We start from the raw sequence: 15,531 nt of genomic DNA on the forward strand, positions 1-15,531 counted from the left end.
GCTTTGATCCGGAAGGGCTTTGCGTAGTTGTGCCAGGCCATGTAGACGCAGAAGCGATTGAGCATATTGGCGACATTGCGGGAAAAGCAGGCGGTTTCACGCCTATGGGCTGCTTGATCCTTTCTGAGCTCGCGATCCATGTAGTTGGCGCTGAAGAGGGGATTGTACCAGGTGCGCGGTTCGGTGGAGTGCACGGTCAGATGCACCAGTCGATGGTCTGCATTCTGAAAGCGAAAGAGCGGATGGCTATACAGCGCTCTGCGATATTCCTTTTTTTCGTCGGTGATGAGGATGAGAGGCTGCCATAGCTGGGGCATGCGTTCCTGGGCAAGGCGATCGAGCAGCTCCCGGAATGAGCGTTCGATGCTCCGAGGCTCAAAGGTACACGCACGATAGAGCAGGGACATTCTATGCTTTTGAGCCTCGGTGGTGTTGCCGGAACGGCGCAGGGTGGCATGGGTAGCGGCAAGGAAGAATTGAGAATCGGCGGTGACGGCGAGGGTGATGTTGTTGGGGAAGTACTGAGAGACATCGAAGGAGACGAAGCCATCGATGCAGACGGATTCGTGGGGATTGGCATGGGGACGGAGCATGCTCTGGAGTGCGATGGCTTGACGGGCGAGTCGGTCGATACGGTTCTGGATGGTGCCGCACGAAGCAGAGAAGAATCGTGAGAGTGCGCGGATGCTCATGGAAGAGCTGAGCAGGGTTTCGATCTGGGGATAGGCGATTCTGCGCTTGGCGAAGTAATCAAGGCTGAAGGTCTGGGTAGAGAAGTACTTGCCGCAGAAGCTGCAGCGAAAGCGCTGGACTTTGCCGAAGGTTTTGGTCACATAGAACCCTGCGGCGACGAACCAGCGTTCTTTCGGTGCGTGCTGATGATACGCACAGGCCGGGTTTGGGCAGAAATGAAAATGATGCATGAAAGCCTCCTCTCCTTATAGACGCAAGGAAAGAGGCTTTCACTTCAAATTCATATGCAGGGTTCATGACACTATGCATACATTGCGGGGCCGGGAGACTTTGAGCATGCTCAGCCGTGCTCGATAATGAATGAACGCATCGAAATGCTCGCATTTTGAAAAGATTCATGGAAAAAGCTGATGCGGTCATCCTTTTCTTTCATAGCAAGGATTGCGATAGCTGGCAGGATGTGTTCCGGCGTGGGCATCGCAGGGGAGCGTTCAAGGTTCCGAAGAGCGAATTCGCTAAGGGCAGAAGCATCGCCGGCTTGAATGATGGCGGCGATTTTTCTGTCTGCCTCCAGAGCCCAAGGGTAGGGTTTTGCTTTGATATTCTTGCTAATTTTGTACAGATTCTGAACAAGTGCACCGCTTCCAATAAGCAAACTCCTTTCGTTTCTGAGTTGTGCCAGGGCTTTCCCTACATTGACAATTTTTTTTGTATCGATATGGTATGAAAGGCTTATTTCCACCACAGGGATTTGTGCTTCGGGGAAAAGGTGAACAAGAATTCCCCATGCTCCATAATCGATTCCGCGCGTGGAGTCGCTTTTTGCATTGATGCCTGCAGTTAGCAAGAGGCTGCAGATTGTATCGGCCAGATCAGGCTTGCCTGGGGGAGCATAGCTGATCGCATATAATTCTTCCTGGAATTCGATACTGTCGAATATCTGCTTCGGGAAGGGAGAACTGGTGACTCGGACTTCGGGGGTGCTCCAGTGGGCGGAAATGACCGCGATAGCATCAGGGGAGGGCAGGCGGGTTCGGAGCGATCGGAGCGATTCGGTAAAGTCGTTGTTGAGCGCAGCGTTGATTGCAAGGCCATGTCCTACAAAGAGGGCGGGCATGACGATGGGGGACAGAGCTTTATTCATATTGTTGAGGATACTGCAGGCGGGCTGCCACTTCAACGCATTGCCCTGGTTTTAGTCGGGATCGTCCGTGGCGGGACTTGCTGACAATTTAAAAATCTGCGCAAAGCGGCTGCAATAGTCAATAAACTGAGCGTATATAAACCGAATCAAGAAAAATGCCAAAGCCGGGCGAGATGAAGGTTCACCATTCCGGAAGATGAAAAAGGGACCCCCTCGCGTTCGAGAAGAAAACGTTTCATCTCGAGTCCTCCCTGATATCCGGCGAGAGAGCCATTCGAGGCAATGACGCGGTGACATGGAATGAGGAGCGGGAATGGATTGTGCGACAGTGCGCTGGCGACCGCGCGGAAGGCGGAAGGCTTGCCACTTGCCTTGGCGAGTTCGAGATAGGTGCTGACGTGGCCGAATGGGATTGAAGCTTCCAGTGAAAGTATTGTCTGTCTGAAGCTGTTCAAATACTGCAGGCCGGGTCTGAGAAGCTTGAACGGGAATTGTGCAGGTTTGCTTTCAGCCGCTGCGCATATAGCTTCTGTTGCGCGGGAAATGAGATCAGGTAATAGACGTCTGTCATTCCATTGCTCAAGTATCGGGAAATCAGTGTGCGCTTGGCTATCGAACGCACCATCATTGCGAGGCAGATAGATACGGCTCAAGATTGGCGCTTCTTCTCCCTGCCATACCACCACGATGCTGCCGAACCGCGTGGGGACAGAGGTTGAAAATGCTTGGGTTTCTTTCCACTGTATTGGAATCATTTTTGCCCCCTCTTATGGAGATATTTGCGCGCGCAGCCCCATATTGTCAGCATGCAAAGGAACTACTTGCCATCTGCGTTTCGCATGCGCGGCAATGTCGGAGGCAAGGCTCTTAGCGGGGACAGAGCTTTCAAATACTGCAAGAATGGTCGGGCCAGAGCCCGAGAGCCACACAGCTGCAGCACCATTTGCCTGGCACGCGTTTTCAACATCTTCAAAATCAGGGACAAGGGGGCGCCGATACGGCTCATGGATGCGATCTTCGCAGACTCGACCAAGGCTTGATATATCAGCATTGCGAATCGCGAGCGCAGTGAGCACAGCATGCGAGATGGCATGGACGACATCGGCTCGCGAATATACGTCGGGAAGGGCTTTGCGCGCGACGCTCGTTTCGAGATCGAAGTCTGGGATGCAGGCAGCAAAGCGCCACTCTGCGGGCGCATCGGCGCGGATAATGGAAATATCCTCTTTGGCGATCGCGGCAGCAGTGAATCCGCCATAGATAGCTGGGGCAGCGTTGTCGGGATGCCCTTCGACAGCCGTGGCAGCTTTGAGCAACAAGTGCTGGTTTTTTTGCTCCTTGAGAATATCAAGCTCTGTCCCCGCTTTAGGCTGTGCATACAGCAGAAGTGCGGCTGCAGCTCCGGCGACAGCGAGCGATGCGCTCGAGCCCAGCCCGCGTGCTGGCGGGATACGGGTGATGAATTCGACCTCGATTTCGGGGACAGAGGTTTGCAAAAGCGCGCAAGCTTGCCGAAACGAACGCAAAAAAAGATTGTCGGGGCCTGCCCATTGCGGAGGACAGCCCTTCAACCGAGTCTCAGAGGCTTTCTCGACTCGCACGGTATTGGAAAGCGAAAGCGCAATGCCAAGGCAATCGAAGCCCGGCCCGATGTTTGCACTTGTTGCAGGAACTTCAATTTCAATCATAGGATCCTCGCTATGCCAGCTTCTTGCTGCGCAAATTCTGTAAGCACGCGTTCAAGATCAGATTCATCGATGATGGTGCTATGGTTGATTTTGGCAGAGACGAGCGCAGCAATCGGTTTTGGAACGGGAAGGCCTGTAAGTCGCGACAATTCAAAGGCAAGCTGCAGGTCCTTGCCTTTTTCGCTTGTCGGGCCTTTCTTGCCTTGAAGCGCCTCGAGGCAGGCGGCAGGAAATTTGAAGGGACTGGCCGTGGCCGCGACGACAATGGGCGCCGAATCCGTGGTTTCGCCCGAAACCTCTGTCCCCTTCGTATACACATCGCGCGCTACTTTGCATGCAACCGCTGTGTGCGGATCAACGAGCAGGCCGTGCGATTCCCACATTGAGCGAATGGTCTCAAGCGTCTGGGCGTCATCTGCCCAGCTGGCGCGGAAATCAGCGATTGTTGCGCGATTTTTCTCAGAAAGCTCAAATACGCCTTTGCGTTCAAATTTCTGCATAGTCATGGCGACAAGCTCAGGATTTTCCTCAAGCGCATGGTACAAGAGCCGCTCAAGATTGCTCGAGACCAGAATGTCCATCGAGGGGCTTAGGGTTTTTGTAAATTCGCGGCGCCTGTCGTACACGCCAGTAGAGAAAAAATCATGCAGTATGCGATTAGAATTTGAAGCACACACGAGCTTGCCTATGGGAAGGCCCATTGCTTTGGCATAGCGGGCAGCCAATATATCGCCGAAATTGCCGCTAGGCACAACAACATCGAATGGCTCGCCTTGCCGCAGGAAACGGGAAAAATAAAGCTCGCGCCAAGCTTTCACATAATAGACAATCTGAGGCAGCAGTCTTCCTATATTGATTGAATTCGCGGAGCTGAGTCGAATCGCATGGAATGGCGAGTCAGGATTCCCGGCAATCTGAAAAATGCGCTTGACTGCTCGCTGGGCGTCGTCGAAATTGCCGCGCAGGCCGACAACCAATCTGCCCTCAACGGGGACAGAGGTCATCTGAAGCTGCTGAATTTCGCTCGTTCCTTCGGCTGGGTAGATGACGGCGATGCGAATGCCAGGCTGCCCGCCGAGTCCAGCGAGCGCAGCTGAGCCTGTGTCGCCCGAAGTTGCGGTCAGAATGAGCAAGGGCTCATCGATGTCGCATTTTTCCAGGCTTTCTTGCAAGAGCCTGCCGAGGAGGCTAAGCGCGAGATCCTTGAATGCGCATGTCTTGCCGTGAAAAAGTTCGAGCAGAAATAAAGGATGATTTCCGAGCGAACCAGCTGCCCTTAGCGGGACAATTTCTGGCACATCGAACAGAGCTTCGCCACCAGGTGCGTTCTGCGCAATATATGCGCGCTCGATGAGGGGACGGAGCTCGTATTCTGACCAATCGAACCAGGGGGCGAGGACAAGCCACGCAAGCTCAGCATATGATAATCCCGGCTCATTGAGCGCCTCAGGCGGAAGCGCCGGTATTTGCACTGGGACAAACAACCCGCCATCCTGAGGCATGCCCTGCACAATGGCTTCGGCAATGCTTGCGTTTACGCGGCCATTTCGAGTGCTTGTATAGCGAATCACCATACCAGAGAGAATACAGGACTCGCTGGAATGAGAAAAGCCCACCGTTTCGGAGCGGCGGGCCTATATTAAGAATGCATTGGTAGCAAGTGTGTTAGATTATTTTTCCTCAAATCTTGTTGAAATCGAGTGGCACAGACGGATCGCGTTTGCCGAGCTCGATATTGAGCATGAAAAGGCCCTGGGCTGAATTGCCGAGCAAATCGATGTTCTGCAGAATTTGAGTGTCGTTCTTTTCCTCTTCTATCTGCTCGTTGATGTACCACTGCGCAAGAGCCTGGGTCGCATAATCCTTTTCGGCAATTGCGAGGTCCATAATTTCGCGGATACTGGCTGTGACGCTTTGCTCGTGCGCCAGCACATGCTGGAAGAGCGATTTGACATCTTTTTCTTTGAATTCAGGGGTGTCGATTTTTGTATAGGCAACCGTGGCATTCTGGTCATGCAGGTACTTTGCGAATTTCATCGCATGGAACATTTCCTCATGGTATTGCACGGTGAGCCATTTTCCGATGCCGGTATAGCCTGCTTCGTTCATTCTCGCCGCCATAGCGAGGTAGAGATATGCTGAATACATTTCGCGATTGATCTGAAGATTGATTCGATCGATCATTTTCTGTGATAGCATTGCTTTCCTCCGTTTAAACTTTCTTATGAGCGGCTGGGCCGCTTTCTTTTATAATATAATGAATTTCCCGAGGCGGGCAAAATGGCATGCGGCGAATGCCAAAAAAATGAGTCGAAGGCTCAGCCTGGCGCGCTCGATGCTGCTAATCGCGCGATTTCTTCATGCCGAAAACAGCTCACAAGGTGGTCGTTGACAATGCCGATCGCCTGCAAATGCGCATAAATAGTGACAGAACCTACAAATGCAAAGCCGGCTTTTTTCATTTCATTGCTGATTAAATCTGAAAGCGGCGTCCTGGCAGGAAGTTCGCATATATCCTTCCAGGTATTCAGAATTGGCCTGCCTTCCACAAAGCGCCAAATCCAAGCGTCAAAGGAGCCATAGCGTTCCTGAATATTCAGAAATGCCCGCGCGTTTGCCACCGCGGCTTCCAACTTGCGTCTGTTTCGAATGAGGCTGGGGTCAGCCAGAAAGCGCTCAATTTCCGGGCCGGAAAAACGCGCAACTTTCTCGGGATCGAAGTACGCAAAAGCAGCTCGATAGGCTTCGCGCTTTCCAAGGATTGTCCTCCACGAGAGCCCTGCCTGCTGCGTTTCCAGCAGGAGGAATTCGAAGTGCGTGCGCTCGTTGTGTACGGGGACGCCCCATTCCTCATCGTGGTAGCGAAGGTAAAGCGGATCGCTTCCGCACCATGGGCATCGATTCATGGCGAAATAATAGCAAATAGATAAAGGAATAGCAAATAAATGCGCGATTTATTTGAATTCTGCGTATAAGCCCCGTATAATTGAATAAGATTGCTGGCATAAAAGGGCTGCAGATATGCGAAAAACGCTGATACATCCAAGCGGCTCATGGAGGAAACGATGAAAACGTGGAAAGTTGCATTGTTGGCGGCAGCGCTTGCAATAATCGTTGCAGGACCGGTTCTGGCGCAAAATGCTGTTAAAGGCGTTACAACGGATGTTCATGCTGAAAAGGGCGATTTCAGCGTGCTCGGCGGAATCGGCTATGGATGGAGAGGTTTTGGGATGAGTGGTGGAGTTGAATATATTTTCCAAAAATTCGATATTCCCGGATTCCCGCTCACGATGGGCGTCATGGGGCTTGCAGGTCTTGATTTCGGATCTGGCTTCGATGTTTCTGCCGCAGGTATGGCCACTCTTCACTGGGGTCTCAAAGCTTATAAGGATTTTCCTGAATTCTTGCGGAAATTCGATTGGTATATGGGTCTTGGCCTTGGTGTTGGCATCATCCCCTTTGGATTCGGAATGTCGTCGGGGGGCGGCGTTTCGTACTATGTGAATGAAAAACTCGCCATCGATCTGCACTCGTTCTATGTCAATCATTTTGTCGGCGGCGCTTCGGGAGTTGGTGGAACTATTGGTATCAGGTACAAGCTGTAATCCTGGTTGGTTTCAGTCTGTCGAGCGCGGCGCCTTTCGTGGTACCGCGCTTTTTGCTTGTGCCTCAAGACATAGCGAAAAAGATGTCTCCTATCTGCTCGGGAAGAGCGCGCCTGCCCGCACCTGGAAAGTGAAGACGTGCGAGCCCGAATAACTCGCGTAGGCGCTGATTGTTGCTGGAGCAAGTCCGAAGGCACTCGCCTGGAATGAAAAGCATAGGCCGGCCGCCCAGTCTTTCATTGCAAAGCTGCCAGCCCCCCCGGCAGGCGCGCTCCATTTTGTATCGAAAAATGGTGCAAGCTCCAAATTGCGCACAAGCGCAGTCTCTGCAATATCGAAAAAGAGGCTGCGCGGGGCGATGGCCAGCTCAGCGTTGGTTATCAGCGAGGATGCTGCGGCTGCACGGGCTGCACCGCCCCGGAAGCCATCAAATTCCGATTCCAGAAATGCATTGCCATTCAGGGCAACTTTTGCAAACCCGCGCACTCTCGGGCTGAACAAGCCGGCATGCAGGCCTATCATCAATGTGCCCTCCAGCCCGGCAGAGAGTTGGGCGCTGACTGTGTTTTCCGCGAATCCCCCAGCCTCCAGTGAATACCACGGCACGATCGCATGCGCATCCTGATCGAAGCCAGGGGTCACTGATGCGGCGCTCACAAGCCCGATGGATTGCCAGGTCGCACTTCCTTCGCCGATCTCCCTGATCACGTCCGCACTTGCCACAAAACCGATTTTCGTTGCACCGACAAATGTCGCGCTCTTTAGCGAGCCGGCAAATTCCCACATTGCGGGCGTATGGCCAAGTATAGCAGTGCTACTATAATCGCCCCAGAGCCGCGCAGACGCTCCGATCACCAAAGCCTCTATGGGATTTATATTGATGCTTCCGTCGAGGGCCCACTGCTTGCCGGTCTCCGGCGCGATAGCAGCAAAATACGATAGAGAGGTTTTTGTTCTCCATGCTGAAAAAACTGCGGAAAGGCCAGCGCGGGGAATGGTTTCTGTTTCGCCCGCGAAGCCCAAAATTGGGGGGAAGAGTCTGAGCGCAGGGGCTGCTCGGATTGTCGGCGCGGATGCAGGCATAACACCAGTGCGCAACGCCTCGATAGTCTTTATAAGTTTCTGGTGCATGCGAGCCCGCAATTCCACAAGTGAGGGCGGTGGCGGATTTTCAAGCTGGGCGCGCTCCTGTGCATCGAGGGCGGCAATGGCTCTCGCAGCGCTTTCTTCTCCTCTCGCGATGATAAGATTGGGATCGCTAAATTGCATGTAGGAGAGGGTCTCGACATCGTTGCGGATGATAAAAGCGCTTGTTTTTTCCAGAGCGCCCATACTTGTGCGCGTCTTTCCGATATCAATAGCTCGATTTACTACCGTAAGCGGGTTGGAAAAGCTCATGGCGCGGTTATAGAGCGCAGTCGATACGATGAGTCTGTCGGTGAATCGCTGAGCAGGCTCAATGGGAACAATGGCCGCTATTCCCCCATCGATAAGAATAAAATTGCCAACATGCTGCGGCTCGAACACGGCAGGCATAGAAAAAGCTGCAGTCATAATGCGCTCGAATGAGCCTTCCGCAAACCATATCTGCCGCCGCGAGGGAAGGTCTTCCGCAGTGACTATAATTGGGATAGCAGTTTCGGAAATGTCCAGATTGCCGACCAGCATGCGCATCGCTGCCGCAAAGGCTTCTGTATTGATGAACCCGCCATTTGTAGGGAGTACGATATCGAAATAGGAATCCAGCGGGATTGCATGAATGAGCAGTTGGATATCATCGGGCGAAAAACCTGCGGCATAGAGCATGCCGATAATCGCTCCCATGGAATTGGCGACGATGAAATCGGGGTAGATGCCGGCTTTTTCGAGTTCTTTCAGGACACCTATATGCGCATAGGCGCGGGCTGAGCCTCCGCTTAGGACGAGGCCGAGCGGGGGGTGCACGGAAGCTTGTGCATCTGTTGGACTGCCCTGCGTACCGGAGCGGGTTGTGCGGATGTTCAGCCTTTGCACAAACCCTGCCTCGCCAACGAAAACAGGCTCAATAACATTTCTGACTGGATCCCCGTCGGCGAAGGCCTGGTCGAACGAAGCAGTCACAGGGTCCCGCGCTGGCTCATTCTCCTGGGCGCCCAATGTCTGAGGAAATGGGTGGATCAGTGCGAGTACGAACAGTAAGAGCAGAATATAGAGCCCCTCAAGAGCACTTTTTTTCGGTGGCTTCATGTGTGCTCACTATATACCAGAAAAAGCGCAGGAATAAAGACTTCCAAAATGCTCGACAGCATACGAAGTTTCTTGCTATTCTCTTTTCATGCAAAGTGATGACTCGCAGAGAAATGGCGACCTTGCTGAGAACCCTTTCAGCTGTTTGAAAGCCGCGCCATACCTGCCTGGACTCCGCGCAAACGGCCCTGCGCAGTGTAAAACCCGGCAAGCTGCCATCTGGTTATTTTTCGGAGTAGTCTATGCCAACTGAGTTTCTTGTGCTGCTTTTGCTTATTCTTCTGAATGGTTTTTTTTCGCTCTCCGAGATGGCGCTTGTTTCGTCGCGCAAGGCGAGGCTCAAGTCGGAAGCCGATAAAGGCAAGAGCGCGTACCAGCTTGCATTCAAGACGCGCGAGTCACCGAGCCGCTATCTTTCGACAATCCAGGTTGCAATCACGCTCATCGGTATTCTAACCGGCACAGTGAGCGGTACCACGATTTCCCAGCGCCTTGCAGCTTGGCTCGCCACTTTCCCTGCGCTCGAAAAATATGCCGCTTCGATTTCGATTGCGGTGGTGGTGCTCGCGATTACATTTTTATCAGTCATTATCGGGGAGCTCGTTCCGAAATCGATTGCGCTGCACAATCCTGAGCAGATTGCAGCATTTACCATTCGGCCGATGCATTTTCTGAGTGTCCTCTTTTTTCCGGTGGTGAGGCTTCTGTCGGCGGCCACTGATGGTTTGGTCAGGCTTATGGGGTTTCATCGCGCCGCAGAATCCGCGATTACGCCCGAGGAAGTGAAAATCCTTGTCGAACAGGGTGAGGAATCGGGGGTGTTCGAGACCGCCGAGCGCGAGATGGTGGAAGGGGTGCTGAATCTGGATGACAGGCGGGTCACGATGTTTATGACGCCACGGACGGATGTGGTAGCGCTGGACACGGCGGATTCGCGCGAAGCGCATGTGCGCGCGATCATCGAACATGCGGAGTTCGGGTATTTGCCGGTGGTCGAGGGGGATCTGGATCATGCGATTGGCATGCTCGAAGTAAAGCGTGCGCTTACGCGGCTTGCACAGGGGCGCTTTGCAGGAATCCGGGAGTGCATGCAATCGGCAGTCATGATTCCGGAGAGTTTTTCCGGTTTGCAGGCGCTTGGCATTCTCAAGAATGCGAAAAAATCCGCAGGGCTCATTGTGGATGAGTATGGCGGCGTTTCCGGGCTTGTCACGATTGGGGATTTGCTTGAGGTAGTGGCGAATCTTTCCGAAATCGAGCAGCAGGAAGAACCACAGATTTTCAAGCGAAGCGATGGCTCATACCTCGTTGATGGCTCGATGCCCATTGATGAATTTGCGGAAGCTCTCGAGCTTAATGTCGAGCAATTTTCGCGCGAGGATTACGATACGGTGGCCGGTTTCGTGCTGCATCGAACAGGAACCATTCCGAAGGCGGGAGATACGATTGAATGGCCGCCTCTCTCTATCGAAGTAGTCGATATGGATGGCAAGCGCATCGACAAGGTGCTGGTCAAAAAGACTGAATAAACCAGCGATGCACTGGTGCGCCGGGCAGCAGTTCGGGATGGAATGTCGCGGCGACAATGTTTCCCTGCCTGACCATAACAGGGTCGCCCTGATAGACAGCGAGCACTTCGACACCTGGGCCTAAGGCGATTATCTTCGGCGCACGGATAAACACGCCATCAATTGTGCCGATTTCTGGAATTGTCGTCTGCACTGGCGCATGGAAGCTGTCGACCTGTCTGCCATAGGCATTGCGCCGGACAGTGACATCGAGAACGCCGAGGCGAGTTTGCTCGCTGGCTTCGATGTTCTTCGCAAGAAGAATGATTCCAGCGCAGGTAGCAAAAACAGGCATTCCGTTCGCAATGCGCGATTTGAGCAGTTCGAACATGCCGAAGCGCTCAAGCAACATGCCCATGACGGTGCTCTCGCCCCCCGGGATAATGAGCGCAGCTATGGATTCAAGATCAGCAGGACGACGCACCTCGATGGTTTCGACAGCGTTTTCGCTGGCTCGCGCGAGCGCTTTCAGGTGCGCTTCGTAATCTCCCTGCAGCGCGAGCACTCCAATGCGAGAACTACTCACCAGCCTCTCCCCGCGATTCTCTGATTTTCGTTCAGCTCATCGAGCCCGATACCGACCATCGGCTCCCCGAGGTCTTCGGAAATTTCCGCAAGAATTTTGGGATCTTTGTAGTGCACGACTGCGGAAACAATTGCGGTTGCGCGGCGTTCCGGGTTGCCGGATTTGAAAATGCCGGAACCGACAAAGACCGACTCTGCGCCGAGCTGCATCATAAGGGCAGCATCAGCGGGGGTTGCAACGCCGCCTGCGGAGAAATTCGGCACGGGCAGCTTTCCGGTCTTGGCTACTTCCCAGACAAGTTCAAATGGGGCGCCGAGCTCTTTTGCGGCGGTCATGAGCTCTTCATCAGGCAGGCGAGTCAGGCGGGCTATTTCGTCGCGCACGGTGCGCATGTGGCGCACCGCTTCGATGATGTCGCCGGTTCCTGCTTCACCCTTAGTGCGGATCATTGCCGCGCCTTCGCCGATACGGCGGAGTGCTTCGCCGAGATCGCGGCAGCCGCAGACAAATGGAACTTTGAAATTGTGCTTGTAGACATGAAAGCGATCGTCAGCCGGCGTCAGCACTTCGGATTCATCGATAAAGTCGACGCCCAGGGCTTCGAGTATCTGCGCCTCGACAAAATGGCCGATGCGGCATTTCGCCATGACCGGTATGGAAACAGCGTCCTGGATCTCTTTGATGATTTTCGGATCGGACATGCGGGCTACGCCGCCTTGCGCGCGGATATCCGCGGGAACGCGTTCCAAGGCCATGACAGCGCATGCGCCGGCTTTTTCGGCTATTTTTGCCTGTGCTGCATTTGTGACATCCATAATGACGCCGCCTTTGAGCATTTCCGCGAGTCCAACCTTGATGCGCCACTGCTCGCTCTGGCGGCTGGACCAAAAATTCTGTTCCATATTGTTATCTCCTCGCTTTTCGCCGTGCGGAAGGAATGTGCCGAATTGCAAGTATATACACTAGCGAAAAAGGGCGGTTTGCGCAAGGGCGGCGAGCTTTGGCAGGTCTGGAAGCTGAGGGGGGTGCCGGCTGGAGGTTCTTTCTCCAGAACACGGAGTGTGGTATCTTCATCAGTATGAAATTGCTGGTAACCGGCGCCTCAGGGCTTCTCGGACGCTCGCTTATGAAGCTGCTTGCGAGCTACCCGAATATAGAAACGAAGGGCGTGGCGTTTTCGCGCGCAAAGGCACCGCTCGAAAAGCTTGATTTGACAGAGGAGCGCTCGGTCGCGCTGTTTTTTGCGCATTTCAGGCCTGATGTGGTGATTCATCTGGCTGCGGAGCGACGACCCGATATTGTCGATACAGATTTAGAGCGAGCCAGGGCAATCAATATCGATGCCACGCAGATTATTGCTCGGGAATGCGCAAAGCGCGGGGTGTTTCTGCTTTTGATATCGACAGACTATGTGTTTGATGGTTCGGCCCCTCCGTATTTCCCTAATTCTCCGGTACATCCGCTCAATGAATATGGCCGGATGAAGGTTGAAGCGGAAAAAGTTGCAGAGACTGCGCTTTCGGGTATCGTGCGGGCTTTCGGAGGACGGAGCGTGGGTGCGGTTTTGCGCATTCCCATTCTGTATGGTCCAGTAGAATATCTCGAAGAATCTTCGGTAACCGAGATCGCCCTTGCGCTCAAGTCGACCGAGCCGCGAAATATCGAGCATTGGGCGCACCGGTATCCTGCGCATGTCGATGATGTTTCGACAGCAATTATGGCTATTGTCGAAGCCTGCATGCAGCGCACGGCAGCGTGCGGTCCCTTTCCGCGTTTTCTGCTTTCTGGAAAGGAAGCATACACCAAATATGAAATGGCAAAGGCTATGGCTGCCGCCCTGGGTATCGATGCCAGCCATATCCGCCCCGATCCCTCGCCTCCAAAAGGCGCTCCAAGACCGCGCGACTGCCGCATGGATACATCGCTCCTCGAATCACTCGGCTGGCGCCAGGAAAAGTATTTCAGCTCATCGATCGGAGATATCATAAAGCCATTTTTCAGCTGAGGCATATGCAGAAGAATTATTACTCTCCGATGCTCCGCGGAATGCCATTTTATAGGTTCGCTTTCGGCGTTCTCGCTCTACTTGCAACTATTTCAGCAATGGTAATCCTTGGCGGATGTGCGACCTCGCAGGGAGCAGGCAGCCTTGCGAATTCCATTGGTCTTGTGAACTCCGTTAGCCTTGCGAACTCCGGCGCGGACAGCACACAGAGCATTGAGGCTTTTCTTGAATCGAATGGCTTTTCGCGAATTCAAACGAATGAGCCAATCATTCATTACAGCGCAGAATCGTGGAAAGCATCGCTGCTCAATACCATTGCTCAGGCCAAAAAATCTGTTTTTGTGCTTGTTTTTTTGGCGAACCGAAATGAATTCAATGCTGAAATCTATGATGCGCTCATTGCCAAGGCTGCTGAAGGGGTGCCTGTCTATTTCCTGTTCGATGCGACATCCTATGAGCGGATTTTCCACAATCCGAAGTGGAATGATGAAATTGTCGCGCCTTCGGAAGTGTTCCGGGGCACAAAAGTGAAATGGGCTGAATTCAATCCGCTGAGGCTCGAGCGCATAGCCGCGCTGCCATGGCTACTTGTGCGCGATCACCGCAAGATCGTCATGGTCGATGGAGAGACCATCTATGCAGGCGGGTACAATCTGAACATTTATTCTTTTGCGCCGCTTGATCAGAATGGAAACGAAGATGCGATGGTAGAAATCCAAAGTCCCGATGCGGGACGCGCCCTCGCGCCCTCGCTTGCCGAAACATGGAATCAGTTTTCTGTAGAATCGCTCAACCTGGAGGATATTGCGCCGGCGGTAGCAACTGGCGCTGGCGGCTCGATCGGAGCAACGGCGGCGGCCAGCCCGGAAGCTTCAGCTGGCAGCCAAACAGCTAGCATGGACTCAACGACCAGCCAAGATACCCCCCTTGCCTGCCCGCCAAATGCCAATAAAGGTGCTGTAAATGCGTGGCTGGGCAATCAGGTCATTGGGGAAACTCGGAGCATCGAAGCCCTCTATCGCGCCATATTCGATTATGCTCAAGAAGAGGTATGGCTCGTCCAGGCTTTTGCAATGCCGACAGAAACAATCATGCAGATGGTGAAGCAAGCATTACAGCGGGGCATTCAGGTCAACATCATGCTTTCTGATGATCAAATAAGTCCTGCCATGGATAAAGCGGTGCACTACACCGTCCTGCCGCTTCTGGAGGCAGGGGCGCATGTTTTCATCTACAAATCAGCCGGGAATGCCCTCCTTCATTACAAGCTCGCTATGATGGACCGGAAGATAGTCGCACTGGGCAGCCCGAATTTCAATTATCGCTCTGTGCGGCTCTCGAATGAGATTGTGTTCGTGTTCGATAATGAGCGAACAATCGGTGTTGTGAGCCAGAATTTATCGGAATTGCAGAAACGGGCGCGCCCTGTCAGCATAGAAGAAGCTCAGAAATGGCGGGGTTTTTCGTATTTTATGAGTTATCTTCTTTCTGTGCCTGGAGGATGAGAATGGAGCGTTTGCTAAATATGAAGCATTCTATGCGCTTCGTGATTTTTATAATGCTTATGTGCTATGTGGCAGCTAGCTCGGGTATGGTCTACGCTGCAGAGCCCTGGCATGTCGGAATTGTTGTAGGAACCGAGGGTTTTGCTGCAAAAGGCTTTGATAATGGCGAGTATATGCGCGCAGGGCTGCTATTTGACCCTTTCCCGCCGAAGGGGATTCAGCCGGCGTGGTTTTTGGGTGCGCTGGTGCCGGTCAATCCTCTGGACTTTTCTGGTTTGATGCTGAATATCGGGATTGAGCTTCGCTATATGGCAAGAACAGCTCATTCCTCGTTTTTTGTGCGCGAATGGAAATATGCGCCTGCGGTTTCGGCGGAAATGCTTATCGACCCCGCTGGCGGCCGCGAGGTGGGCTTTGTCGTTTCGGCGCAGCTTGTGAGGTTCTGGTTTGGCGAAAGCTATGTGTCCTTCCTGGGGACAGAGCTTGTGCTGGATTCGAAAGGTTTAGTGAGCGGGTGGGGGGCATCGCTGATCCGGCTTACTGCGTTTGTGCATTGAGGCGAGGAAGGGAG

Annotated in this window: 15 protein-coding genes; 5 read left to right on the forward strand and 10 right to left on the reverse strand. The window is 53.3% G+C overall.

Translation table 11 applies throughout. The features are described 5' to 3' along the window. The 7 genes from GAP13_RS03990 to GAP13_RS04020 all read right to left on the reverse strand — a co-directional run. A partial coding sequence (locus tag GAP13_RS03990) for a hypothetical protein (protein WP_158906433.1) occupies positions 1–923 on the reverse strand: 923 nt, incomplete at its 3' end. Positions 924–1,033: 110 nt separating this feature from the next. Beyond that, on the reverse strand, positions 1,034–1,837 hold the full coding sequence (locus tag GAP13_RS03995; protein ID WP_158906435.1) for a dioxygenase family protein: 804 nt from the start codon (positions 1,835–1,837) through the stop codon (positions 1,034–1,036). A 146-nt stretch (positions 1,838–1,983) separates the two neighbouring features. Continuing rightward, a complete protein-coding gene (locus GAP13_RS04000) occupies positions 1,984–2,592 on the reverse strand; it encodes a methylated-DNA--[protein]-cysteine S-methyltransferase (RefSeq protein ID WP_158906437.1) in 609 nt (202 codons plus the stop codon). A 12-nt stretch (positions 2,593–2,604) separates the two neighbouring features. Continuing rightward, positions 2,605–3,525: a homoserine kinase gene (gene thrB / locus GAP13_RS04005; protein WP_158906439.1), complete on the reverse strand. Its 921-nt coding sequence runs from the start codon at positions 3,523–3,525 to the stop codon at positions 2,605–2,607. Then, positions 3,522–5,099 (reverse strand): threonine synthase, encoded by a 1,578-nt coding sequence (thrC, locus tag GAP13_RS04010; RefSeq protein ID WP_158906441.1) that lies wholly within the window; start codon positions 5,097–5,099, stop codon positions 3,522–3,524. The genes thrB and thrC overlap by 4 nt, the downstream gene beginning before the upstream one ends. Positions 5,100–5,205: 106 nt before the next feature. Further along, the gene (locus GAP13_RS04015) at positions 5,206–5,724 is read right to left on the reverse strand and encodes a ferritin (protein ID WP_158906443.1); all 519 of its coding nucleotides are present in this window, start codon (positions 5,722–5,724) and stop codon (positions 5,206–5,208) included. Positions 5,725–5,843: 119 nt separating this feature from the next. Next, positions 5,844–6,431, reverse strand: coding sequence for a DNA-3-methyladenine glycosylase I (locus tag GAP13_RS04020; protein WP_158906445.1), 588 nt, complete (start codon positions 6,429–6,431; stop codon positions 5,844–5,846). A gap of 159 nt (positions 6,432–6,590) precedes the next feature. Here GAP13_RS04020 and GAP13_RS04025 point away from each other — a divergent pair, with 159 nt between their 5' ends. After that, on the forward strand, positions 6,591–7,130 hold the full coding sequence (locus GAP13_RS04025) for a hypothetical protein (protein WP_158906447.1): 540 nt from the start codon (positions 6,591–6,593) through the stop codon (positions 7,128–7,130). Between the two features lie 90 nt (positions 7,131–7,220). On the opposite strand, the gene GAP13_RS04030 is transcribed toward GAP13_RS04025, so the two are convergent. Beyond that, complete coding sequence (locus GAP13_RS04030; protein ID WP_158906449.1) at positions 7,221–9,356, reverse strand: patatin-like phospholipase family protein; 2,136 nt, start codon at positions 9,354–9,356, stop codon at positions 7,221–7,223. A 242-nt stretch (positions 9,357–9,598) separates the two neighbouring features. On the opposite strand from GAP13_RS04030, the gene GAP13_RS04035 reads away from it, so the two are divergent. Beyond that, on the forward strand, positions 9,599–10,885 hold the full coding sequence (locus GAP13_RS04035; protein ID WP_158906451.1) for a hemolysin family protein: 1,287 nt from the start codon (positions 9,599–9,601) through the stop codon (positions 10,883–10,885). On the opposite strand, the gene pdxT is transcribed toward GAP13_RS04035, so the two are convergent. Beyond that, a complete protein-coding gene (gene pdxT, locus GAP13_RS04040) occupies positions 10,869–11,450 on the reverse strand; it encodes a pyridoxal 5'-phosphate synthase glutaminase subunit PdxT (RefSeq protein ID WP_222126140.1) in 582 nt (193 codons plus the stop codon). The two genes, GAP13_RS04035 and pdxT, sit on opposite strands and share 17 nt — an antisense overlap. Next, positions 11,447–12,352, reverse strand: a complete 906-nt coding sequence (gene pdxS, locus GAP13_RS04045; protein WP_158906453.1) for a pyridoxal 5'-phosphate synthase lyase subunit PdxS — start codon at positions 12,350–12,352, stop codon at positions 11,447–11,449. The genes pdxT and pdxS overlap by 4 nt, the downstream gene beginning before the upstream one ends. Before the next feature lie 176 nt (positions 12,353–12,528). Here pdxS and GAP13_RS04050 point away from each other — a divergent pair, with 176 nt between their 5' ends. The 3 genes from GAP13_RS04050 to GAP13_RS04060 are packed head-to-tail and all read left to right on the forward strand — an operon-like array spanning position 12,529 to position 15,517. Then, positions 12,529–13,455 carry a dTDP-4-dehydrorhamnose reductase family protein gene (locus GAP13_RS04050; protein ID WP_158906455.1) on the forward strand — a complete coding sequence of 309 codons (927 nt, stop codon included), beginning with the start codon at positions 12,529–12,531 and terminating at the stop codon, positions 13,453–13,455. A 41-nt stretch (positions 13,456–13,496) separates the two neighbouring features. Then, positions 13,497–14,960 (forward strand): phospholipase D-like domain-containing protein, encoded by a 1,464-nt coding sequence (locus GAP13_RS04055; protein ID WP_222126141.1) that lies wholly within the window; start codon positions 13,497–13,499, stop codon positions 14,958–14,960. A 20-nt stretch (positions 14,961–14,980) separates the two neighbouring features. Continuing rightward, the gene (locus GAP13_RS04060) at positions 14,981–15,517 is read left to right on the forward strand and encodes a hypothetical protein (RefSeq protein ID WP_158906459.1); all 537 of its coding nucleotides are present in this window, start codon (positions 14,981–14,983) and stop codon (positions 15,515–15,517) included. Positions 15,518–15,531 lie beyond the last annotated feature (14 nt).

It is taken from the genome of Rectinema subterraneum, assembly GCA_009768935.1.
In the GTDB taxonomy this organism is placed as follows: domain Bacteria; phylum Spirochaetota; class Spirochaetia; order Treponematales; family Rectinemataceae; genus Rectinema; species Rectinema subterraneum.